This is a genomic window from Paenibacillus kribbensis (assembly GCF_002240415.1).
Taxonomy (GTDB): Bacteria; Bacillota; Bacilli; order Paenibacillales; family Paenibacillaceae; genus Paenibacillus; species Paenibacillus kribbensis.
Window position 1 is genome coordinate 2259027 of record NZ_CP020028.1, and the last position, 21721, is coordinate 2280747.

Genomic DNA, 21721 nt, shown 5'->3' on the forward strand with positions numbered 1-21721 from the left:
AGGCCGTGGACAGACGACCGCTCGAAGTAACCTATATAGATAGAATGGAATATGCTCATGCATGGGACGTTCAGAAGGAGATCGTAGGGAAGCTGGATGCCGGAGAAGCGAGGGAAACGCTTATGCTTCTCCAGCACCCGCCGACCTACACGATTGGCTCTCAGCGGCATCCCGAGCATTTGCTGCTCACACCCGAGCAACTGGAAGCCCAGGGAATTAGCGTCTTTCAGATTGACCGTGGGGGAGACATTACATATCATGGGCCAGGACAACTTGTCGGTTACCCTCTGCTTATGCTCGGTAATCGGGAGGCGTTGAATCTGCACGGTTACCTTCGGAGTTTGGAAGAAGTGATCATTCGACTGCTGGCAACTCACGGGATTGAGGGGAATCGTAAGCCTGAATATACAGGGGTGTGGGTCGGGAATCTTAAAATTGCCGCCATTGGTGTGAAATTCAACAAGTGCAAGCACCGTCGGGGCTTTATAACCAGTCACGGCTTCGCCTTCAACATCAAATCAGGGATTCAGCATGAGGGCTTTAAAGGTATTGTCCCATGTGGCATTCAGGAATATGGAGTGACTTCACTGGAGGACTGTACACAGCAGACTTTTTCGGTGGAGCAAATTGCGAAGGAAATTGTTCCGCACTTCGAACAGCAATTTTCGTTTGCTGCGGAATGGCAAGCGCATTCCTAACCATAAAGATAAGGCGGGCTATTACGTGATTGACACGACAGCCCGCCTGTTTGCATTTACAACAGCTTGTCCGCTCACAGCCTTTATCGAGCCATGAGGCGGCCAGATACTATGAGCGTAGTTGTTGTCCATTATAGTGGCATAATGAAAGGCTCGATGACCATGAACAGTGTAGAGCCAATCATAGCAGCAAGCATAACATAAACGAAAAAACGAACCCATTTTTTGTTAGACATGTGTAACTCCTTTTGTAAAGGTTTAAGTCATAGATAAGACCATCTATTCGTATTGTAGCGTAAACGGGAAAGAGAGGAAAGTTTAATGAGAGCAAACGTAGTGAGAGATCGAATCGTACAGGAATTTATGGAACTGGTACAGGTGGACAGCGAAACGAAGTATGAGCAGGAAATAGCACGTGTTTTAAAAGAAAAATTTAATGCGCTTGGACTGGAGGTAACGGAAGACGATTCCCGTGAGAGAACCGGACATGGCTCAGGCAATCTGATTGTCACCTGGAAAGCGGAAGGTGTGGAGAAAGCACCCAAATTGTTTTTTACCTGCCACATGGATACCGTTACCCCGGGCAAAGGCATTAAGCCGCAGTTGGGTGAAGATGGCTGGATTCGCAGTGATGGTTCAACGATTCTGGGATCTGACGACAAGGCGGGTATTGCTGCCCTGTTTGAGGCGATTCGCGTCGTGCGCGAGCAGAACATTCCCCATGGTCAAATTCAATTCGTTATTACAGCTGGTGAGGAATCCGGTCTGATGGGTGCGCGGGCGATGAAGCCGGAAGTGCTGGATTCGGACTTCGGGTATGCTTTGGATTCCAATGGGGAAGTGGGTTCCATTTGTATAGCTGCACCTACGCAGGCACGTATTGAAATGAAGATTACAGGGAAATCCGCTCACGCGGGCGTGAATCCTGAAGACGGCATTAGTGCCATTCAAGTTGCATCCAAAGCGATTTCCAATATGAAGCTGGGCCGAATCGATAAAGAAACCACTGCCAACATCGGCAGCTTCGAAGGCGGTGGGGCAACGAATATTGTATGCGATTTTGTCCTGATTCGCGCAGAGGCACGCAGTATTGTGCAGGAAAAGGTTAACTATCAAATCCAGCATATGCGTGAAGCACTGGAAACTACAGCGCGTGAATTTGGCGCACAGGGTGAGTTCCGCAGTGAGGTGATCTATCCGGCATTCAGCTTTACGGAGCATGATGAGGTTGTGCAGGTAGCACAGCGTGCGATTCAAGGGCTGGGATTACCAACATCGACCTTCCATTCCGGTGGTGGGTCGGATGCCAATGTATTCAACGGACTGGGGATTCCAACGGTGAATCTGGCTGTGGGCTACCAGAACATTCATACAACAGAGGAAAAAATCAAGGCTGATGATCTGGTAAAGGTTGCTGAAGTCGTTGTAGCTCTGATTCAGGAGACCGCAAAGTAAAACTTGTATCCTATGCACAAAGAGGTTCAGGCTAAAGACAGGAATATCGTTCCTTGTCTTTAGACCTGAACCTTTTTTGGAACCATCAGCGAAGCAATGGTGGCTGAGGGACCGTGTTCCTTTTGCCATTGATGCAAGAGAGCTTGAATCTGCCAGGCTTTGCCGACAATATGGAGGGTGGTTTCGGTACGGTAGCTTTTCATCTCAGCAGCTCCTTATCACAGGAAGTTTATTATACCACCAGCATATGTCCGAAGTGGACAAGTTAGACTATCGTTGGCGATAATAGATAAAGAAAAAGATAGATGACGAAGAAGGAGACATAATCAATGAGCGACCAAGTGAATCACCACACGAACGATTTGCATCGCAAGCTATATTCGAATCCTGCGCTGGAGGAAAAGACGGTGTCTACGCAGCCGATTTTTGAAGGAAAGGTCATTACGTTACAGGTGGACACCGTAGAGCTACCCGACGGCTCTACTGGAAAGCGTGAAATCGTAAAGCATCCGGGTGCGGTGGCTGTATTGGCACTGCATCAGGGGAAAATGCTGGTCGTGGACCAGTACAGACAGGCTATGGGACGATGTGAGGTGGAAATTCCAGCAGGCAAGCTGGAGCGAGGCGAAGACCCGATGGAGGCGGCGAGACGTGAGCTGAGAGAAGAGACAGGTTATAACGCCAAGTCGTTAAAGCTGCTGCATTCCTTTTATACGTCCCCCGGCTTTGCGGATGAAATCATACATCTATATGTGGCCGAAGAGCTGGAGCTAGGGGAAATGGAGCCGGATGAGGATGAATTTCTGGAGCTGTTTGAGGTGACGATGGAAGAAGCGCAGGCGCTCATTCGTGAAGGACGGATAAGTGATGCCAAAACGATTTTGGCTGTCTATGCATGGCAGCTCCAGCAGCACACAGGGAGCTTCCAAGCAATATGAACGGAAATAAGGTAGAACTTACAGACTATTTCGCTGACCTCCATATTCATATTGGCAGAACAGAGAAGGGAGATCCGGTGAAAATCAGTGGCAGCCGTGATCTGACCTTCGCTAACATTGCCAAGGAAGCCTCCAGTCGCAAAGGGATCGGGTTGATCGGGATCATTGATTGCCACGCACCGAATGTACAGGAAGATATTCAAGCTTATTTGCATACAGGGGAAATGACGGAAATCAGCGGCGGCGGCATCGCCTACCGTGATACGGTGGTTCTGCTAGGCACGGAGCTGGAAATCCGAGCCGAAGGACGCCCCGAAGCGCATGTATTGGCCTACTTTCCAAATTTGGCGGTGATGGAGGATTTTACGCAATGGATGACCCGACATATGAAAAATGTCAATCTCAGCTCACAACGCATCTACGCACCGCCACGCGAATTACAGCAGCAAATTTACGGGCGTGGAGGCATCATGGTGCCTGCGCACGTGTTTACCCCTCATAAGGGCATTTACGGCAGCTCTGCGGCCCGAATGGAAGAACTGCTCGATATGGAGCTCATCAGTGGAGTGGAGCTGGGGCTAAGCGCAGATTCATCCATGGCCGGAATGATCTCGGAGCTGGATCGTTTCAGCTTTCTTACCAATTCCGATGCCCATTCACTTGGGAAAATCGGACGAGAATACAACAAATTATCGCTCACGAAGCCGTGCTTTGATGAATTCAGAATGGCTTTGGAGCGGCGGGAAGGACGAAGGGTGTGTGCCAACTACGGATTAAACCCCAAGCTGGGCAAATACCACCGTTCTTACTGTCAAAGCTGCGGTACGATTATTGACGAGCAACAGATGGTGGACGAACGTTGTCCTGATTGTGGTCACCCCAAGCTGGTGCGGGGCGTGCTGGATCGAATATGGAGCATTGCCGACCGTGAACAGCCCGTGATTCCCTCACATCGCCCGCCGTACATTTATCAGATTCCGCTTGAGTTTATTCCCGGTCTGGGCAAAGCCAAGCTGAATCATCTGTTGACTGCGTTTGGGACGGAAATGAATATATTGCATAAGGTCAAACAGGGTGACCTGGCGGCCGTTGTCGGGGAAGTATTGGCAGAGCAAATTATTCTGTCCCGTGAGGGACGACTCTCTCTCGTGTCCGGCGGCGGCGGAACATACGGCAAAATAGCCAAGTCCTAGCAAAGCCATGTCCTGATAAAGTCATATCGGCATCTGCTTGTTCATAACCATGAAATAACCATAAAAATATCTATGCCGCCGCTGGCTTGGCACATCTTTTACGAATCTTTACTGCCTCCATTCATAGCCATCAGCTGTCGGATTCCGGTTGTTTTTTGGACAAACAAGCAGATGAAAGGGGCAGGACGCCGATGCAATGGTTTCGTCATACGTTAAAAGATCAGACGCCGTATTATGTTTTTTTGGCTGTGCTGTTTCTGGTGGGGGTTGTCTTTGGCGCACTGATGGTAAATGCGCTCTCGCTGGAGCAGCTACAGGATTTGTCGCGTTATCTGAAGGATTTTTTTGCGACGGTCAATCAAAACGAGCAGGGCTTTGCTGATCCACAGGCGGCCTCGACCTTTTGGGATAGCGTGTCTCTGCATTTGAAATGGGTCGGTTTAATTTGGGTGTGCGGCCTTTCGGTCATCGGTCTTCCCGGTATTCTCGTGCTGGATTTTCTCAAGGGTGTACTAATCGGATTTTCAGTGGGCTATTTGGTAGGGCAATACTCGTGGAAAGGGCTGTTATTTTCCCTCGTCTCGGTAGCTCCTCATAACCTGCTTGTGATTCCGGTGCTGCTTGTGTGCAGTGTGGCTGCGATGACCTTTTCCATTCATATGATCAAAACTAAAATAATTGCTACCCGCCCGTCTGACGGGATGCTGCGTCCTTTGCTGTCTTACGCTGGACTGACGGCGGTAATGATGCTGCTTCTCGTCGGTAGCGCGTCCTTTGAAACCTGGATCACCCCGGTTATGATGCAATGGGTCACTCCCATGCTAACGGCTTCCGTACCATCCTAACCTGTTTCAAAATGTTTGACTTTATTTGTATAGACCCCCTATAATAATAGGAGTGAAAAAAAGTGCAGTAGGCAGTAGCTTTGCAGGGGGAGGGAGACACATGGAAGCACGGATCGAAAAAATTAAGCAGCAACTGCAATCCCAGGGCTACAAACTAACGCCTCAGCGGGAAGCCACCGTTAGAGTTTTACTTGAGAACGAAGATGATCATCTGAGTGCGGAAGATGTATTTATGCTCGTCAAAGAGAAAGCTCCCGAAATCGGTCTGGCAACCGTATACCGTACCCTAGAACTGCTAAGTGAACTGCATGTCGTGGAGAAAATTAATTTTGGTGATGGCGTGGCTCGTTATGATTTGCGTGGCGATACGTCCAAGCATCACCACCACCATTTGATATGTGTGCAGTGCGGCAGTGTAGATGAAATACTGGAGGATTGGCTTGGGCCGTTGGAAGAGCGTCTGGAACGGGAATTTAATTTTACCGTAGTGGACCATCGTTTGGACTTTCACGGTATTTGCTATCGTTGCAAGGCGAAGAACGATACGACTGCTCAAAAGTCTTTGGGCAAAACCAGGAAAAACAAATCTCAGGATTAATAAGCTGACAACCCAAGCTCTCACCGACGAAGACGCGTTCGGGGGGAGCTTTTTAGTTCGGGATGGCTGCACAGGATCAAGCGGTATAAAAAGGAATAGCTTGTCATATCCTTGCTTAGAGAGCCTGATAGGTTCTATATTCTGGGAAAAGGCGGCTGATCCACATGGTTATATCGATGCGAAACGTACTAAAATGGCTGCGTATAGTCATACTCTTCGGGGCTTTGGCATGCATGTTCTTTTATAGCCTCAGATTGTTTACAGATTGGATAACACCTGTGGATCATTACCGGATACCAGAAGGGCATGCAGTTAAGGTAATTGGCGGACAGGCATTTTCTGAGGGAACTGAGCACCAAATGGTGTTATTGGAGCGTTTGCGTTTTTTTTACTGGTATGGGGAATAGCTATGAATCGCTGTAGGTAGGACAAGGAGACTTTTGCTACTCATGAAAATGTATATTCAACCTTTCGTTCGATATATGGAAGAGGAAAAGGGCTTGTCGCGCAGCACATTGGAAGCGTATCATCGGGACATACAGCAGTTTGCCGAGTTCGCAGAAACCTGTGGCCTTGAGCAGCCGGACAACGTCCAGCGGTCACATTTGGTGCTGTATTTGGGACGTTTGAAGGAACAGGGGAAAGCAGCGGCGACGATCTCTCGCAGCGTTGCTTCCATTCGCTCCTTTTTTCATTTTTTGATTCGGGAGGGAATTGCAGGCCAAGATCCGTCTGTTCTGCTAGAGTTGCCGAAAGCGACCAAAAAGAAGCCCTCGGTGCTCACGCAGGATGAAATAGAGCGTTTGCTGTCAGCTCCGGACGTGACTACCCCGCAGGGGGTACGGGATAAGGCGATGCTGGAACTGCTGTATGCAACAGGCATCCGCGTATCCGAGCTGATTGCTCTGAACGTGCATGATGTGCGCACCGATCTGCGCTTTGTTCACTGTGGCGGCGAGGCGGGCAAGGAGCGTGTAGTGCCGATTAGCCGTGAGGCGGCACAGTGGGCGCAGACCTACATAGATGAGCAGCGCCCATCGTTGCTGCGACCCATGCAGGACGAAGAAGCTCAGGCGGGGCAGGAAGCCCTGTTCTTGAATGTATCTGGTCAGCGCCTCAGTAGACAGGGCTTCTGGAAAATAATTAAGAAGTATGGTCAGGAGGCAGGCATAAACGAGGATATTACGCCGCATACGCTGCGGCATTCCTTTGCGGTACATATGCTGGAGGGCGGAGCCGATTTGCGCTCTGTACAGGAAATGCTGGGCCATGCCGATCTGTCTACAACGCAGGTTTATGCGCAGACGGCCAGATGGAATATGAAGGAAGTATATGAAAGGCATCACCCGCACGGCAGCAACCGCACTTCTCATGAAGGCAAGGAACATCGGTAATGCTGCGGTAATGACGCTTTGCTGTCATTAGAAAATGTGAGGAGCACTATAACTTAACGATTGTACAAGTCAGGAGCGATATTGATGTCAACAGCCAACCAAGCTATGATTCAGGAAGCAGCAGATTATATCCATTCCAAGAGCGGAATTCGTCCGGAAATTGGTCTTATTCTGGGATCGGGTCTCGGTATTCTGGCCGATTTGATTCAGGATGGAATTAGCATTCCCTATCAGGAAATTCCCCATTTTCCCATATCGACGGTAGAAGGTCATGAGGGAGAATTACTGTTAGGTACGATTGAAGGTCGCGCTGTAGTCATGATGAAGGGACGCTTTCACATGTACGAGGGCTATGGCCCGCAGCTAACAGCTTTCCCTGTTCGGGTCATGAAGCAACTGGGTATTCAAAGCCTGCTGGTAACGAATGCGGCTGGTGGCGTAAATACATCCTACCAGGCAGGCGATCTGATGGTCATCTCGGATCATCTGAATCTGACAGGACAGAATCCGCTGATTGGACCGAATGATGCGGGGTTGGGTGTTCGTTTCCCTGACATGTCAGAGGCGTACAGCCGCCGTCTGCGTGAAATTGCCAAACAAACAGCTGCTAAGCAGGGCTTCAGCTTGCAGGAAGGCGTATATGCCGGTCTGTTGGGACCAAACTATGAAACGCCTGCTGAAATCGTCATGCTGCGCACCCTGGGCGCAGACGCGGTGGGCATGTCGACTGTGTCTGAGGTTATTGTAGCCCGTCATGCGGGCATTGAGGTACTCGGCTTCTCCTGTATCACGAATATGGCAGCGGGCATTCTGAATCAGCCTCTGTCCCATAGTGAAGTGATGGAGACGGCGGAAAAGGTACGCGAGCAATTTTTGAAGCTTGTACTGGCGATTATTCCACAAATGTAGATAAGGTGCGCCGCTGAGCCAAAATGGCGGACATGTAACCAAAGAACCCCATATCCGAGCGTCTTTTGATGCGCTGGGATACGGGGTTCTTTTTTGCCTCGGGCTGCCTGAGTGTGGTGATATCTCCTAATGAAGTGGGGATGTGCTCAATGCTGCCGAATTTGTCTTTTCTGTTACAGCCAGTCTATGCTGCTCCTGCACCTTGATGACAATCACCATAAAAATGATCCAGTAGATGGATAATGAGTTCAGAAAACGACTATCCGTTATATTGTTTAATACAATGAACAGGAAAAAGACCATTGCTGTCAGCCATGTATACATATCTGCTTTGCCAATTCTGAATTTTAATAAGGTGATTGTAACGATTGCGATCGTGGCGAGGAGTCCTGCGAGGCCCACGTCGATCCATAAATCCCGGAAGCCGCTATGACTGCTTGTCAGATCAAATCGGATTCCACCCGCATAGATACTGGGCCGGGCTGCCCAGTAGGAGCCGTAACCATGACCAAACCAGTAATGGCTCTGAATAGCACCAGCGATTCCCTGCCAGATTTCTGTCCTTCCGGTCAAGGTTGTTGTTTTTCCGAACTCCGATGCAATCGCATCCCCAAAAGTAAAGGCGAATACCAAGCCCAAAAGCACAAGCAGGCCGGAAGTACTAATGAAAAAACCTCGCGACGCGACACTTCGAATTCTTTTGAATAGCAATATAAACAAAATAAATGCGAACAGCGAGGATGTCAGCACCAACGAGGTGGTAGATTGGCATTTAATGAGCAATAGGGCATTGAGCAGGATAAAGCCGATATGCAAAGCTTTGTGTTTTCCTTTGAAAAAGGATATGACATGCGAAACAAAACTTAATAAAGAGAGGGTCCCGAGTGTGTTTTTATGACCGGAGATCCCCTTCCACAGTCCAGTATGTTCTACGCCTGCATGAATAGCAAAGGAGGGAACAAGCACAACAGCCAGCAGATTGAGTACGCTCAAAATACTTAATGTAATGACAAGTAGGCGGATGCAGCCCTGTGCTGTGTAGTGGGTAACAAAATAAAGGCCAAAGGTAGAGAAGGCAAGGAATTTGAGAACCATCAGCATAGATGAGGTCTGCTCCTGTTCAGCCCATAAGCAGGAGGCGGCTATGTACATCATGAGCAAGGTCAGCAACGGATTGTCTGCTAAAGTTGCGATCATCGTTTTGAGTGAAGGCAGCAGCATGATATAGCTGAATAACAGAATGAGCAGGGCAATTGTGATGACTCTGGGGGATAGGCCCTGACAGGCATAAGGAATTGAAAAAGCCAGTAAACCGGCCACTGTGAGTATATGCTTCACGTCTTCACCGCCTTGATACGTTATGTATCTATTTTATACAAATCGTATCTTTTTGTACAGCCTAGAGCAACCTCTCTCGTGCATATCCTCAGTCCATGCTAAGAAAATGAATAATCAACCATATGGAATATTTTTCTTCCAATCTGACGACAATGGTTAGCAGCACGCGAATAGGCCGGAGGGGCAAGTATACGGGCTCCGGTGCTTTCCGCCAATATGTTGAGGAGGGAACCGATTGTGAAGAAAAAAGTGGTGGCGTTCATTCTGGCTTGTCTCGTGGCCTTGACTGCTGTCCCCGTCGGCGGTTGGGCCGAAGAAAGCAAACCTGAAAGCAAACCCAAGGGAGGCTCTGCGGCGGAGCTGGCTCCTGAGGCTCTCTCGGCGATCCTGATGGATGCAGATACAGGCACAGTTATCTATGAAAAAAACAGTCGTGAAAAGCTTCCCCCAGCGAGCATTACCAAAATTATGACGATGCTGCTGACGATGGAAGCTATTGATAACGGCAAGCTCAAGCTAACCGATAAAGTGCGGGCCAGCGATTATGCATCCTCGATGGGTGGGTCGCAAATTTTTCTGGAGCCGGGAGAAGAAATGACGGTTGACGAGATGTTAAAGGGAATTGCAATGGCTTCCGGGAACGATGCTTCTGTGGCCATGGCTGAGAAAATTGCAGGATCCGAGCAGGCTTTTGTCGAGCTGATGAATGCCAAAGCGCAGCAACTCGGACTCAAGGAAACCCATTTTGCCAATTGCAACGGTTTACCTGTAAAAAATCACTATTCTTCTGCGCATGATATTGCGGTAATGAGCCGGGAGCTGTTGAAATATCCACAAATTACGAAGTATACAGGAGCATATCAGGACTATTTGCGCAAATCCTCGGTCAAGCCCTTTTGGCTGGTGAATACCAATAAGCTTGTTCGCTTCTACACTGGAGCAGATGGGCTGAAAACAGGCTATACGTCAGAAGCGAAGTTTTGTCTTTCCGCTACGGCGAAGCGTGATGGCTTGCGTGTCGTAGCCGTCGTGCTCGGTGAGCCGAATACCAAGATACGCAACAATGAAGTATCATCGATGTTTGACTACGCATTTTCTCAATATACAATGAAATCCATATACAAGCCGGGTGACTTGCTGGGAAGCGTAAAAGTTGAAAAAGGCGTATTGCCAGAGCTAAAAATACAGGCAGACCGCTCATACAGTGTGCTGGTGAAAAAAGGTGGAACTAAACAAACGCTGCGTCATGAGCTGCAGCTGGCTCCAAGTCTCAAAGCACCTGTCCGCGCAGGAGATCCGGTCGGCAAGCTGGTTGTCTATCAGGATGGTCAACGGTTAAAGGAGTTTAACATTACTTCGCCTGTGGCTATTGAGAAGGCCGGATGGTGGAAATTGTTAAAACGCACCATGTCGAATCTGTTTTCTTTGTAGATTGGACGGGGTTTTCTTCTAGTTTTGTCGGAGGGCAGGAATCGTCTGCGGCAGCGTAGAAATCCTTGTCCAAGACCGGGAGGAGAGTGAGCAAGCATGAACCTGCAAATTGAAATGGAGCATCACCGGGGGGTACTGATTGTAAGGCTAGCCGGTGAGCTTGATCACCATACGTCGGACATGGTCCGCATGCAAATGGATGAGGCGATTCAGCGTCGGCAATGCGAGCACATCGTGCTCAGCCTGAAGAATCTTCAGTTTATGGACAGCTCAGGGCTTGGTGTTATCCTGGGCCGATACAAGCTGATCAAGCAAAAGGGCGGGAAAATGGCCGTCTGTGATGTCAATCCGCCAGTATATCGACTGCTGGAGATGTCAGGGTTGTTTAAAATTATGCCTATATATGACAACGAGGGAAATGCGCTCACGGAACTGGAGGTCGTATCATGAGAGAAGACACAGGAAACAATTTCATGAGCTTGCAGTTTGCCGCCAAATCCGAAAATGAAGCTTTTGCCCGTGTGGCTGTTGCAGCTTTTATTTCCAGGCTTGATCCTACAATGGATGAGCTGAGCGACTTGAAAACCGTGGTGTCTGAAGCAGTGACAAACAGTATTATTCACGGATATGACAGTGATCCGTCAGGTGTCGTAACGATTAAAGTCGGCATTGAAGCAGACGTGATTACGCTGGTCATTGAAGACGCAGGACGGGGAATTGAGGATCTGGAGCTGGCCAAGCAGCCTCTGTATACATCCAAGCCTGAGTTGGAACGCTCGGGTATGGGCTTTACCATTATGGAAAACTTCATGGATGAGTTTGAGGCAGTCAGTGAGCCGGGCGGAGGCACGTCGGTCCGGATGAAGAAAAGGATTGAATCCAAGAAAGCTTTATATAATTAGGGGTTGGTCCTATGGAAGCAGGAGGAAAAAAAACTTCACACAGCTATTTGGAGGATGCGGAAGTCAAGCGGCTCATTGCACGAAGTCAGTCTGGTGATAATGATGCCCGTGAGACGTTGGTCAATAGTAATATCCGGCTCGTTTGGTCTGTCGTGCAGCGCTTTATGAACCGGGGATATGAACCTGACGATCTTTTTCAAATTGGTTGCATCGGTTTGTTAAAATCGGTGGATAAATTTGATCTCAGCTATGAAGTCAAATTTTCGACTTATGCGGTACCGATGATTATTGGTGAGATTCAACGGTTTCTTCGTGATGACGGGACACTCAAGGTTAGCCGTTCCCTGAAGGAGACGGCCAATAAGGTCCGCAAAATGAAGGACGAGCTTTCCAAACGGCTCAACCGACTGCCTACGGTTAAGGAAGTTGCCGATGAGCTGGGAGTCACGCCAGAGGATGTTGTTTTTGCGCAGGAAGCGAATAAGCCGCCTACCTCGATTCACGAAACGGTGTTCGAAAATGACGGTGACCCCATCACGCTCATGGATCAGATTGCTGACGAATCGCAGGAAAGATGGTTTGACAAGCTGGCTCTGAATGAGGCCATCGGCGGACTTTCCGAGCGGGAGCGGTTAATTGTGTACCTGCGTTATTACCGGGATCAGACCCAGTCGGAGGTTGCAAGTCGACTTGGTATTTCCCAGGTGCAGGTATCCCGGCTGGAAAAAAAGATTCTGCAGCTGATCCGCGATCAAATTGCCCAATAATAGCAGTCAGGATTTAGTGAAATCCTTTTACGTGAGTCTAAAGAGTATTCCGAGGCCATTTTTCATGGCAGGGGATACTCTTTTTTGCGTGGGAAAAAGGACAAGTCGAAGAATAGATTTGCTTGCTTCGTTCCATAATAATCGGTAATTACGAGGATAAGGAGGGGATCGGATGACTCATAGTCCGGCTCCTACAGTGGCTCCTATAGTATACTTGCGGCTTCGTAGCCGTGTGCGGATGATCCAAGGGCAGGATTTGCGTTTGGGAGATGTGGCCCATCTGCTAGCCGATCCCGAATGGGAAAACGAGCTGCTTAAGCTTATTCTCAAACGGCCGCAGAAGCAGGACGGCAACCTGATACTGGTGGACATGCTGCAGATCATTTCCAAAATTAAAGAACATATTCCGGGTGTTGTAGTCGAATCCCTTGGCAAGCCGCATGTACTTGTGGAAGTCGTGGAAAAACCCCGTAAGCCATCCAAAATATTGTTCGTTTTGGTATGGGTGCTTCTGTTTTTTGGCTCTGCATTAACGATTATGAACTTTCACGCCGACGTCAGCATGATGGAGGTACAGGTTCGGATTGTGGAGATGATTACGGGACATAAGGACGAACATCCGTACTTGTTTCAAATTGCCTACTCGTTTGGTATCGGTTTTGGCATGATCGTGTTCTTCAATCACTTGTTCAAAAAAAAGTGGAACGAGGAGCCGACACCGCTGGAGGTGGAAATGTATTTGTATCAGGAAAATGTGGATCAGTACGTTGTGGCGGAGGAGTATGAAAAAATGGCCCGCCTGCATTCAAAGGATAAGCAGCCATGACATTTGTACAGGGCGCGCTGCAGATTATTTTGGGCATCGCTGGAGGTCTGGCAGTGGGGAGTGGCGTAATCGCGTTTTTTATTGTGCTGGACATCATGCCACGATTGGCCCAGCTCACCCGCACATATAAAAAATCACGCGCATACGAAAAGGCGATGATCTTAGGTTCAGTGGTAGGAACGGTGGCTGATTTTTGGGATATTTACTTGCCATTCCCTAAAATATTCACATGGATACCCGGGTTATTTTGTGGATTGTTTATTGGTTTGCTCGCCGCAGCTTTAACAGAGGTATTAAATCTCCTGCCCATACTTGCCAAGAGGCTTCATATGTCTGTGTATATGTTTGGCCTGCTGATGGCGATGGTACTTGGTAAGGTAACGGGTTCCTTATTTGACTGGTTTGTATACAACCGATAATAACGAAGGCAGAGGGGGCAAGCGATATGGATCACAGGGAAGATCAGGAGCATCAGGAGTATGTTCAGGCAGACGGAGCAATTGGAAGGGAAAATGATACTGACGGGGAAAATTTGAGCTCTTGGAAGCAAAAGCAGCAGCAGGAAGCGAAACGCCTTAAGCACAAAAAAGAAAGTGAGCATTCTGATAATGTAGAGGAGTCCATTCGTTATTGGCAGATGGAAGATGATATTTCGCCAATAATGAAGGATAATCGTGAAACGCTCAAAATGGTGTTGGGCCTGGGAGAGACTTTTGATGTGGTGTTCAGGGAAATGACAACGGGTGGGCGCCATATTGGGTATCTGTTCCTGAATACCTTTGCAAAGGATCAGATCATGGTTGAGGTGCTGAAGCGGCTTACCTATCTGACGCCGGATGATCTGTCTTCGGATGGGCTGCAAGCATACTTTGAATATTATATCCCACATATTCAAGTGGAAAAGACGGACAAAATGTCGGTTGTCATCAACAAGGTGCTAGCAGGCTATAGCGCCTTTCTTATGGAAGGCGAGCGTTTTTCCGTCATTCTGGATACCCGTAATTACCCGGTACGTAGTCCGGAGGAGCCCTCATTGGAGCGTGTCGTACGTGGTGCCCGGGATGGATTTACCGAGACGATGCTTACGAATGTAGGGCTGGTGCGTCGTCGTTTGCGGGACCCCGGACTTAAATTTGAAGCGATGCAGGTCGGACGCCGAACAAGGACAGACATATGTCTGGGCTACATTGATGATATCGTGGATAAGGTGATGGTGGATACCGTACGCGACAAAATTAAAAACGTCAATCTGGACGGAATTCCGCTGGCGGACAAACAATTAGAGGAGACGATTATCAATAAAGGCTGGAATCCATATCCATTGGTGCGATATTCGGAGCGACCAGATGTCGTGGCTTCGCATATTATGGAAGGAAGACTTGTTATTTTCGTAGATACCTCACCCAGTGTAATGATCTTGCCAACCACTTTTTTCGACTTGTGCCAGCATGCGGAAGAAAATCGGCAGACGGCATTCATGGGAAGCTATTTGCGCTGGGTACGCTTTATTGGGATTTTCGCCTCGATGTTTTTGCTTCCGATGTGGCTGCTTATGGTCATCAATCCCGAACTAAAACCGGCATTTCTCGATTTTATCGGTCCTCAAAAGCAAGCTCACCTTCCACTGATCGCCCAGTTTATCATCGTGGAGCTAGGGGTCGATCTCATGCGGATGGCGGCAGTTCATACCCCTACACCCCTGGCTTCCGCTATGGGCTTGATCGCAGCCGTTCTGGTCGGTGACATTGCGGTTAAGTCAGGGCTGTTTGTGAATGAGGTTGTGCTGTATATGGCTGTAGCCGCCATAGGCATGTTCGCCACTCCGAGCTATGAGCTGGGATTGGCCAACAGACTGATCCGGTTATTTCTACTGGTCGCTGTAGCCATTTTCCACGTTCCAGGCTTTGTCGTAGGAACGACCCTGATTATTTTGATGCTGACAATGCATCGGTCATACAATTCTTCTTACTTGTGGCCGTTCATCCCTTTTAATGCCAAGGCGTTAGCTTCTATTTTGTTCCGCAAGCCTGTACTAGATGCGCCTAACCGCCCGTCATTTAATAAAACGAGGGACAATACGCGTATGCCCCATACGGATGCCAATACAGATTCGGACTCAGGCAATGGACAGGAGCATTAATCTAAATGATCTGCATAAAAATCCATTGTTCTTGATGTTTTTTTTGCTATACTGGTGTAAACATTCGATGGAATATGACTAGCTTGTTCCAGAAAGAGAGGCGCCAGAACATGTATTTGCATGGAAGCAGTAAAATTAACAGCAATGGACATTTGGAAATTGGCGGATGTGATACAACGCTTTTGAAGGAGCGTTTTGGAACACCGCTATATATTGTAGATGAACAGTTAGTACGCCGGCGCTGCCGGGAGTTTATAGAAGCTTTTCATGAAACCGGCTTGAAGTTTCAAGTCGCCTATGCAAGCAAAGCATTTTGCGTCATGGCGATGTGTGCTTTGGCTGCAGAAGAAGGAATGTCGCTCGACGTTGTTTCCAGTGGAGAGCTGTTCACTGCGCTGCAAGCAGGATTTCCGGCAGAGCGAATCCATTTTCATGGCAACAACAAAACACCGGAAGAAATTGAAATGGCGCTGGATGCGCACATTGGCTGCTTCGTGGTCGACAGCGAGATGGAGCTGTATTTGCTGCAGGCCCTTGCCTCCGAGCGGAAACAGCAGGTGAATATTTTATTGCGAGTTACGCCAGGGGTTGAAGCGCATACGCACGAGTATATGGCCACAGGCCAGGAGGATTCGAAATTCGGTTTTGACATTGCGAACGGTACAGCGCGCCAAGCGGTAGAGCAGGCGATCGGGCTGGATCATCTGCATCTGCTGGGAGTGCATTCCCATATCGGCTCGCAAATCTTTGAAGTGAACGGCTTCCAAATGGCTGCCGAGCGGGTCGCCGCTTTTTCCAGAGAAATCAAGGAACAGCTTCAGTTTTCTTTCAAGGTGATTAATCTGGGCGGGGGATTTGGCATTCGTTACACCGAAGAGGACACACCGCTGAAAATTTCTACCTATGTTCATGCTATTGGCGAAGCGGTTAAAACCCATTTTTCCGGGCTTTATGACGAACTTCCAGAAATCTGGATTGAGCCGGGGCGCAGCATTGTGGGCGATTCAGGCACAACCTTGTACACCGTAGGAAGCATTAAGGATATTCCACAGGTACGGAAATATGTCTCGGTAGACGGTGGTATGACGGATAATCCGCGTCCGGCGTTATATCAGGCCAAGTATGAAGCGATGCTGGCGAATCGGGCACAGGATGCGAACGAAGAGACCGTATCCATTGCGGGCAAATGCTGTGAGAGCGGCGATATGCTGATTTGGGATGTGGAGCTGCCTCGTCCGAATAGCGGGGATTTGCTCGCTGTTGCCTCAACCGGAGCCTACAATTACTCCATGGCAAGTAATTATAACCGGATACGCCGTCCGGCGGTGGTATTCGTGAACAACGGTGAAGCCGAACTGGTGGTGCGCCGGGAAACCTACGAGGATATCGTACGCAACGATGTTGTGCCGCAGCGCTTGGTTCGTGACGAAGCTAGTCCAGCACTTCATTCCAATGCTAAAATTACGGTTTCGTCCTGATTTTTGATGTGTGTGAGCAAGCAGACCATTGGGCCGGGGATACTATACCGGTACAGTGGTCTTTTTTTTGGACAAGGCTTTGCTAAGCGCAGCAATTCATAGTAAACTGGAACTTGATGTTATTTAGCTTTCAAAACAGGTTGAAAAGGAGATACAAACAATGAAAAAAGGTAGAATAGATCTTGAAAACGGCGGTATCGTCGAAATTGATTTTTTCCCGGAAGAAGCTCCAAATACGGTTGCTAACTTTGAAAAGCTCGCTAACAGCGGCTTCTACAACGGTCTAAGTTTCCACCGTGTCATTCCGGGCTTTGTTGCTCAAGGCGGTTGTCCAATCGGTAACGGTACAGGCGGCCCTGGCTACACCATTGACTGTGAAACAGCTACGAACACAACAAAGCATGCCAAAGGCGTTCTGTCCATGGCTCATGCGGGCCGCAACACAGGTGGCAGCCAATTCTTCATCTGCTACGCTCCACAGCCGCATTTGGATGGAGTACATACTGTATTTGGCAAAGTGACCAAAGGTATGGAATTTATCGATGCTGTAAAACAAGGTGACAAAATGAAAGAGGTTAAAGTATTTGACGCATAAAATGCCGTTAAATGCTTGATTTTTTGACCTAGCACGCAGGCCGTTCTGTCTTTTGGACAGAACGGCTTTTTGTTGTCTTTTATTTGACGGTTTGCTGTTTTTCCCAATCACGCAGTTGTTTCAGTGAGTAAGATCACATTCGAAAAGTAAGCGTTGTGATAGCCTTTTCATTAGAATGCATTTTCATTTATTTTTATGAGTATTCAAGCTCAATGAAGGTTGCAAAAGAAGGGGGCTTATCACATTGTCTATTTTAACGCGCACAAATCGACTCGGATTTTTCGAAATCCGGCTGGAATCCATTGGTGGACTCGGTGCTAATCTGGCTGGCAAAATGCTGGCCGAAACCGGTGTGCTTGGTTTGGGGCTGAATGCTTCAAATTTCTCGTCCTACGGTTCAGAAAAGAAGGGAACTCCGGTTAAAAGCTTTGTCCGCTTCTGTGATCCGGGAGTTGATATCCGTGATCACAGTCCGATCGAACAACCGCATGTGGTAGGCATTTTCCATGAAGCATTATACAAAACGGTAAATGTGATCAGCGGACTTCCAGCCGATGGGATCGTTGTGGTCAATTCCACGCGTCCGGCAGAAGAAATACGGGCTGATTTGGGACTGGTATCCGGTACGCTGGCGGTGGTGGATGCAATGGGCATCGCATTGGAGGAGCGAACCAAACTGAATACGTCCATGCTCGGAGCCTTGTTCCGTGTCTGCGATTTTTTGGACCCGGAAGCGATGAGATCGGTTATTCGCAGTACCTTTGAAAAGAAATATCCACAATTAGTGGAGCCTAACCTGCGTACGTTTAACCGTGGGTTTGAGGAAGTGGAGCTGCACGTATATCCGGTCACCCATGACACGCAGGATCGGGTTTTTGAACGTCCGCAGCCTTTGCTCGGCTACGAAACGCAAACATTGGGTGGAGTTATTGCTACGCAGGGGAACAGCATGACAAAAGATCTTAGTGGCTCACGCCAGGGTTATTTACCTGAATATGAAGCTGACAAATGTACTCATTGTGCCAAATGCGATTCAATTTGCCCGGATTACTGCTTTGTATGGGAAGAGCAAGCAGACAAACGCGGCAGAATGATGCCATTTTTGCAAGGAATTGATTATCAGTATTGTAAAGGATGTCTAAAATGCGTGGATATTTGCCCATCGGGAGCATTAAGTTCGCGTCGTGAGCAATGGGGCTGGTCGGAACAGCACCGAGTTGCCCACCAATTTCCGGTGTATGAAGGAGGTCGTGTGTAATGGCTAAACTGGAGGAGGAGCTCAAACAAGCAGGCGCCGCACAAGTAACGACGTTCGAATCCGGCAATGAAATGGCCGCTACAGCGGCTGCGCAAATCAATTATCATATGATGGGATATTTTCCGATCACTCCGTCGACCGAGGTGGCGCAGTACCTGGATCAGATGAGAACGAGGGGTCAGCATAACATCAAGCTGGTTGCAGCGGATGGAGAACATGGATCGGCGGGGATATGCTATGGTGCCGCAGCAGCGGGAGCAAGAGTGGTGAATGCCACCAGCTCGCAGGGCTTCCTGTATATGCTGGAGCAGCTGCCTGTTCAGTCAGGTACGCGTTTCCCTATGGTGATGAATTTGGTGACACGGGCCGTCAGTGGTCCGTTGGATATTCGCGGGGATCATTCGGATCTGTACTACGGTCTGAATACGGGCTGGGTCATTTTGACGGCAAGCACACCACAGGCTGTGTATGATATGAATATCATGGCGCTGAAAATTGCGGAGCACAGCGATGTTCGATTGCCTGTGATGGTCGCTTATGACGGCTTTTATACGTCACATCAGAAGCGCAAGGTGCAATATTTTGCCGATGCGGAGACGGTACGGGATTTTGTAGGGCCGAATCCCAATCTGAATCATCCGAATATTTTGGATTTTGATCATCCGGTTACGGTAGGCGCTCATATGAATGGCGATGATCTGACGAACAATCACTTCCAGCAGTCTGAGGCATTAAGACGGTCTGAAGGAGTATATGAGCAGGTTGCGGCAGAATATGCATCTTTATCCGGTCGGGAATATCCGATTTTGGATCTATATCATATGGAAGATGCCGAGGTTGCAGTATTCCTGCTGAATTCGGCGGCTGAATCGGCCAAGGATGTGGCGGATCAGTTCCGTGCGCGCGGCATTAAGGCCGGGGTCGTTCGTCCGAATATCATTCGTCCGTTCCCGGCTGCCCAGCTGCGTGAGGCACTGCGCCACGTCAAGGCGCTGGTGGTGGGCGAGCGTGCGGATTCGTACGGCGCCGACGGCGGTAATTTGACGCACGAAATCAAGGCGGCTCTACAGGAGGACCCGCTGAACAAGACGACTGTATTGTGCCGCATCTTTGGCTTGGGCGGCAAGGATTTTTATGCGGAAGACGCAGAGGCGTTCTTCCAGCTCGCGATCGAGGCGGCAGAAGCCGGCCGTGCGGAGAAGCCGTTTGATTATTACGGCATTCATCCGGGTTCACCGGATAAGGTGATGCCGCAGGTCATGCAGCCGCCACGGGGCGATGCGTACCGCACGGGTCTGATTCAGGTCACGCCGGACGAGGCGACCGGAAAGCTCAAGGTCAAGGTACCGCCGCTGCGTTCGCTGACGACCAAACCACGTCGGCTTACGCCGGGGCACGGAGCTTGTCCGGGCTGCGGAGCACTATCTGCGCTTGAGCTGTTTTTCAAAGGGATTGAAGGCGATATTGTCGTATTGTTTCAGACAGGCTGCGTCTATGTGGTGACAACGGGTTATCCATATACATCACACAAGCAACCGATGATCCATAATCTTTTTCAAAACGGGGCAGCTACACTTTCGGGAGCACTGGAAGCTTACTTGGAAATGAAGCGTCGTAATGAGATTGAGATGTCGGATGATCCAACCTTTATTATGATCAGCGGCGACGGTGGTATGGATATTGGGATGGGTTCTGCGATTGGTGCGGCTCTGCGCAATCATAAGCTGATCATGCTGGAATATGATAACGAGGGATACATGAACACAGGCTCGCAGCAATCGTATTCCACTCCTCTCGGTCATATGACCAGTACGTCGGGTGTAGGGAAGATGCAAAAAGGGAAGCAAGGGCATCACAAGGACACCGTGCAAATCATGGCCGCCTGTAACATTCCGTATGCCTTCACAGCTGCTGAAAGCCATCCGCAGGATATGCTGCGTAAAGCGGCCAAAGCGCAATGGTATGCGAACAACGTGGGAACGGCCTATGGCAAAATCCTGTGTGCCTGCCCATTGAACTGGAAGTCGGAAGATCGGCTGGGCACCAGCATTGTGGAGGCTGCTGTTGAGTCTTGCTTCTTCCCATTGTACGAAATTGAGCAGGGCAATACGACGATTACGTACAACCCGGAAGACAAGGGGAAACGGATTCCAGCCGCTGAATGGTTGAAATTAATGGGGAAAACGAAGCATCTGCTTAAGGAGGAAGCGACGTTGGCCACCTTTGAGCAGGAAATTGAACGCCGCTGGACCATTCTGAAAAAGAAACATGAAATTTCGGAGCTATAATTCGGTTTTTCCAAAAAGATTCTTTGCGCTTGCTGCGTGAAGAATCTTTTTTGTCGTTTATGGGATGAAGCATAAAAAAACAGGTAATGATTTCCGATATAGGAGTGGAGGCCTATATGAAATTGATTAAATAACAGTCTTCTTCTGAATTTTTAGATGCAATGAGGTGCAGGTATGATTAAACTGAATACAGTTGAAATAATCGAAATTATAAAAAAGCAAATCCCTAAGGTCATGAACATCAAGCCCGTGGAGCTGAAATTTACAGATGATTTTGGACGGGCATCACTGGCGGGGACGGAGCATAAATTTACGCTGACGAATCAACATTATTCCGCCAAGGTGATGGATTGCGTGTTGGAAACACAGGTGCGCCCGATATTAATGTGTGAAATTATTTATTTTCTAAAATGTGAATTTATTGATGGACACGTTGAAGTACGGCTGGATTATGACGCAAGTTCTGAAGGAAGCCACGGACCCACAGCTTCAGCGGTTATTACCTTTGACCATGCTACACAGCTCGGCTTGGAAGAACTGGCTGATCTGATTGATCTGGCGCTTCATATGAATGATAAAACCTGGTTTGAAGAACTCTCCAGCCAATATGTTAAAACAAAAGCAGGAGCGTCTATCCGATAACTTGCTTTTTTTAGAAGTTGGTGCTA

At 48.7% G+C, this 21721-nt stretch carries 24 protein-coding genes; 21 read left to right on the forward strand and 3 right to left on the reverse strand.

Annotation, left to right across the window (positions count from 1 at the left end; genetic code table 11):
* The first annotated feature begins 5 nt into the window (after positions 1-5).
* A complete protein-coding gene (lipB, locus tag B4V02_RS10145; protein WP_094154680.1) occupies positions 6-698 on the forward strand; it encodes a lipoyl(octanoyl) transferase LipB in 693 nt (230 codons plus the stop codon).
* 131 nt (positions 699-829) lie between these two features.
* On the opposite strand, the gene prli42 is transcribed toward lipB, so the two are convergent.
* Positions 830-934, reverse strand: a complete 105-nt coding sequence (gene prli42, locus B4V02_RS10150; RefSeq protein ID WP_016822268.1) for a stressosome-associated protein Prli42 — start codon at positions 932-934, stop codon at positions 830-832.
* Between the two features lie 85 nt (positions 935-1019).
* Between prli42 and B4V02_RS10155 the strand changes: the two genes are divergently transcribed.
* Positions 1020-2153 (forward strand): tripeptidase T, encoded by a 1134-nt coding sequence (locus B4V02_RS10155; protein ID WP_007430899.1) that lies wholly within the window; start codon positions 1020-1022, stop codon positions 2151-2153.
* Positions 2154-2212: 59 nt separating this feature from the next.
* Here the strand turns inward: B4V02_RS10155 and mciZ are convergent, their stop codons facing one another.
* A complete protein-coding gene (gene mciZ, locus B4V02_RS10160) occupies positions 2213-2356 on the reverse strand; it encodes a Z-ring formation inhibitor MciZ (RefSeq protein ID WP_094154681.1) in 144 nt (47 codons plus the stop codon).
* Positions 2357-2482: 126 nt separating this feature from the next.
* Between mciZ and B4V02_RS10165 the strand changes: the two genes are divergently transcribed.
* The 7 genes from B4V02_RS10165 to B4V02_RS10195 all read left to right on the forward strand — a co-directional run bounded on the left by B4V02_RS10165 (position 2483) and on the right by B4V02_RS10195 (position 8030).
* On the forward strand, positions 2483-3091 hold the full coding sequence (locus tag B4V02_RS10165; protein ID WP_094154682.1) for an NUDIX domain-containing protein: 609 nt from the start codon (positions 2483-2485) through the stop codon (positions 3089-3091).
* A complete protein-coding gene (locus tag B4V02_RS10170) occupies positions 3088-4284 on the forward strand; it encodes an endonuclease Q family protein (RefSeq protein ID WP_094154683.1) in 1197 nt (398 codons plus the stop codon). The genes B4V02_RS10165 and B4V02_RS10170 overlap by 4 nt, the downstream gene beginning before the upstream one ends.
* A gap of 191 nt (positions 4285-4475) precedes the next feature.
* Positions 4476-5129: a stage II sporulation protein M gene (gene spoIIM / locus B4V02_RS10175; RefSeq protein ID WP_094154684.1), complete on the forward strand. Its 654-nt coding sequence runs from the start codon at positions 4476-4478 to the stop codon at positions 5127-5129.
* 100 nt (positions 5130-5229) lie between these two features.
* Entirely contained in the window at positions 5230-5727 is a 498-nt protein-coding gene (gene fur, locus B4V02_RS10180) for a ferric iron uptake transcriptional regulator (protein ID WP_043891159.1), read from the forward strand.
* A 233-nt stretch (positions 5728-5960) separates the two neighbouring features.
* A complete protein-coding gene (locus B4V02_RS10185) occupies positions 5961-6134 on the forward strand; it encodes a DUF4227 family protein (protein ID WP_244188540.1) in 174 nt (57 codons plus the stop codon).
* 42 nt (positions 6135-6176) lie between these two features.
* A complete protein-coding gene (gene xerD / locus B4V02_RS10190; RefSeq protein ID WP_094154685.1) occupies positions 6177-7121 on the forward strand; it encodes a site-specific tyrosine recombinase XerD in 945 nt (314 codons plus the stop codon).
* Between the two features lie 84 nt (positions 7122-7205).
* Positions 7206-8030: a purine-nucleoside phosphorylase gene (locus B4V02_RS10195; protein ID WP_094154686.1), complete on the forward strand. Its 825-nt coding sequence runs from the start codon at positions 7206-7208 to the stop codon at positions 8028-8030.
* Positions 8031-8156: 126 nt separating this feature from the next.
* On the opposite strand, the gene B4V02_RS10200 is transcribed toward B4V02_RS10195, so the two are convergent.
* A complete protein-coding gene (locus tag B4V02_RS10200) occupies positions 8157-9368 on the reverse strand; it encodes an O-antigen ligase family protein (RefSeq protein WP_094154687.1) in 1212 nt (403 codons plus the stop codon).
* Between the two features lie 237 nt (positions 9369-9605).
* On the opposite strand from B4V02_RS10200, the gene B4V02_RS10205 reads away from it, so the two are divergent.
* The 12 genes from B4V02_RS10205 to B4V02_RS10260 all read left to right on the forward strand — a co-directional run bounded on the left by B4V02_RS10205 (position 9606) and on the right by B4V02_RS10260 (position 21695).
* Positions 9606-10799, forward strand: coding sequence for a D-alanyl-D-alanine carboxypeptidase family protein (locus tag B4V02_RS10205; protein ID WP_094154688.1), 1194 nt, complete (start codon positions 9606-9608; stop codon positions 10797-10799).
* Between the two features lie 96 nt (positions 10800-10895).
* Positions 10896-11249 carry an anti-sigma F factor antagonist gene (gene spoIIAA, locus B4V02_RS10210; protein WP_007430888.1) on the forward strand — a complete coding sequence of 118 codons (354 nt, stop codon included), beginning with the start codon at positions 10896-10898 and terminating at the stop codon, positions 11247-11249.
* Complete coding sequence (spoIIAB, locus tag B4V02_RS10215) at positions 11246-11701, forward strand: anti-sigma F factor (RefSeq protein ID WP_094154689.1); 456 nt, start codon at positions 11246-11248, stop codon at positions 11699-11701. The genes spoIIAA and spoIIAB overlap by 4 nt, the downstream gene beginning before the upstream one ends.
* A gap of 11 nt (positions 11702-11712) precedes the next feature.
* Positions 11713-12468: an RNA polymerase sporulation sigma factor SigF gene (sigF, locus tag B4V02_RS10220; RefSeq protein ID WP_007430886.1), complete on the forward strand. Its 756-nt coding sequence runs from the start codon at positions 11713-11715 to the stop codon at positions 12466-12468.
* A 172-nt stretch (positions 12469-12640) separates the two neighbouring features.
* A complete protein-coding gene (locus B4V02_RS10225; RefSeq protein ID WP_094154690.1) occupies positions 12641-13294 on the forward strand; it encodes a stage V sporulation protein AA in 654 nt (217 codons plus the stop codon).
* On the forward strand, positions 13291-13713 hold the full coding sequence (locus B4V02_RS10230) for a stage V sporulation protein AB (protein WP_094154691.1): 423 nt from the start codon (positions 13291-13293) through the stop codon (positions 13711-13713). Before B4V02_RS10225 ends, B4V02_RS10230 begins: the two co-directional genes overlap by 4 nt.
* A 26-nt stretch (positions 13714-13739) precedes the next feature.
* The gene (locus tag B4V02_RS10235) at positions 13740-15434 is read left to right on the forward strand and encodes a spore germination protein (RefSeq protein WP_094154692.1); all 1695 of its coding nucleotides are present in this window, start codon (positions 13740-13742) and stop codon (positions 15432-15434) included.
* A 110-nt stretch (positions 15435-15544) separates the two neighbouring features.
* A complete protein-coding gene (gene lysA / locus B4V02_RS10240) occupies positions 15545-16912 on the forward strand; it encodes a diaminopimelate decarboxylase (RefSeq protein ID WP_094154693.1) in 1368 nt (455 codons plus the stop codon).
* 160 nt (positions 16913-17072) lie between these two features.
* Positions 17073-17507 carry a peptidylprolyl isomerase gene (locus tag B4V02_RS10245; protein ID WP_007430881.1) on the forward strand — a complete coding sequence of 145 codons (435 nt, stop codon included), beginning with the start codon at positions 17073-17075 and terminating at the stop codon, positions 17505-17507.
* Positions 17508-17751: 244 nt separating this feature from the next.
* A complete protein-coding gene (locus B4V02_RS10250) occupies positions 17752-18765 on the forward strand; it encodes a 2-oxoacid:acceptor oxidoreductase family protein (protein ID WP_007430880.1) in 1014 nt (337 codons plus the stop codon).
* Positions 18765-21053 carry a thiamine pyrophosphate-dependent enzyme gene (locus tag B4V02_RS10255; protein ID WP_094154694.1) on the forward strand — a complete coding sequence of 763 codons (2289 nt, stop codon included), beginning with the start codon at positions 18765-18767 and terminating at the stop codon, positions 21051-21053. Before B4V02_RS10250 ends, B4V02_RS10255 begins: the two co-directional genes overlap by 1 nt.
* A 174-nt stretch (positions 21054-21227) precedes the next feature.
* Entirely contained in the window at positions 21228-21695 is a 468-nt protein-coding gene (locus B4V02_RS10260) for an IDEAL domain-containing protein (RefSeq protein WP_007430877.1), read from the forward strand.
* Positions 21696-21721 lie beyond the last annotated feature (26 nt).

Bases quoted from the DNA above. Each gene is read 5' to 3' on its own strand.
- spoIIM (WP_094154684.1), top strand. From the start codon at position 4,476: ATGCAATGGTTTCGTCATACGTTAAAAGATCAGACGCCGTATTATGTT.
- B4V02_RS10170 (WP_094154683.1), top strand. From the start codon at position 3,088: ATGAACGGAAATAAGGTAGAACTTACAGACTATTTCGCTGACCTCCAT.
- B4V02_RS10230 (WP_094154691.1), top strand. From the start codon at position 13,291: ATGACATTTGTACAGGGCGCGCTGCAGATTATTTTGGGCATCGCTGGA.
- spoIIAA (WP_007430888.1), top strand. From the start codon at position 10,896: ATGAACCTGCAAATTGAAATGGAGCATCACCGGGGGGTACTGATTGTA.
- B4V02_RS10235 (WP_094154692.1), top strand. From the start codon at position 13,740: ATGGATCACAGGGAAGATCAGGAGCATCAGGAGTATGTTCAGGCAGAC.
- mciZ (WP_094154681.1), bottom strand. From the start codon at position 2,356: ATGAAAAGCTACCGTACCGAAACCACCCTCCATATTGTCGGCAAAGCC.
- B4V02_RS10260 (WP_007430877.1), top strand. From the start codon at position 21,228: ATGATTAAACTGAATACAGTTGAAATAATCGAAATTATAAAAAAGCAA.
- B4V02_RS10255 (WP_094154694.1), top strand. From the start codon at position 18,765: ATGGCTAAACTGGAGGAGGAGCTCAAACAAGCAGGCGCCGCACAAGTA.
- spoIIAB (WP_094154689.1), top strand. From the start codon at position 11,246: ATGAGAGAAGACACAGGAAACAATTTCATGAGCTTGCAGTTTGCCGCC.
- B4V02_RS10185 (WP_244188540.1), top strand. From the start codon at position 5,961: ATGTTCTTTTATAGCCTCAGATTGTTTACAGATTGGATAACACCTGTG.
- B4V02_RS10155 (WP_007430899.1), top strand. From the start codon at position 1,020: ATGAGAGCAAACGTAGTGAGAGATCGAATCGTACAGGAATTTATGGAA.
- lysA (WP_094154693.1), top strand. From the start codon at position 15,545: ATGTATTTGCATGGAAGCAGTAAAATTAACAGCAATGGACATTTGGAA.
- fur (WP_043891159.1), top strand. From the start codon at position 5,230: ATGGAAGCACGGATCGAAAAAATTAAGCAGCAACTGCAATCCCAGGGC.
- B4V02_RS10165 (WP_094154682.1), top strand. From the start codon at position 2,483: ATGAGCGACCAAGTGAATCACCACACGAACGATTTGCATCGCAAGCTA.
- prli42 (WP_016822268.1), bottom strand. From the start codon at position 934: ATGTCTAACAAAAAATGGGTTCGTTTTTTCGTTTATGTTATGCTTGCT.
- xerD (WP_094154685.1), top strand. From the start codon at position 6,177: ATGAAAATGTATATTCAACCTTTCGTTCGATATATGGAAGAGGAAAAG.
- B4V02_RS10195 (WP_094154686.1), top strand. From the start codon at position 7,206: ATGTCAACAGCCAACCAAGCTATGATTCAGGAAGCAGCAGATTATATC.
- sigF (WP_007430886.1), top strand. From the start codon at position 11,713: ATGGAAGCAGGAGGAAAAAAAACTTCACACAGCTATTTGGAGGATGCG.
- B4V02_RS10225 (WP_094154690.1), top strand. From the start codon at position 12,641: ATGACTCATAGTCCGGCTCCTACAGTGGCTCCTATAGTATACTTGCGG.
- B4V02_RS10245 (WP_007430881.1), top strand. From the start codon at position 17,073: ATGAAAAAAGGTAGAATAGATCTTGAAAACGGCGGTATCGTCGAAATT.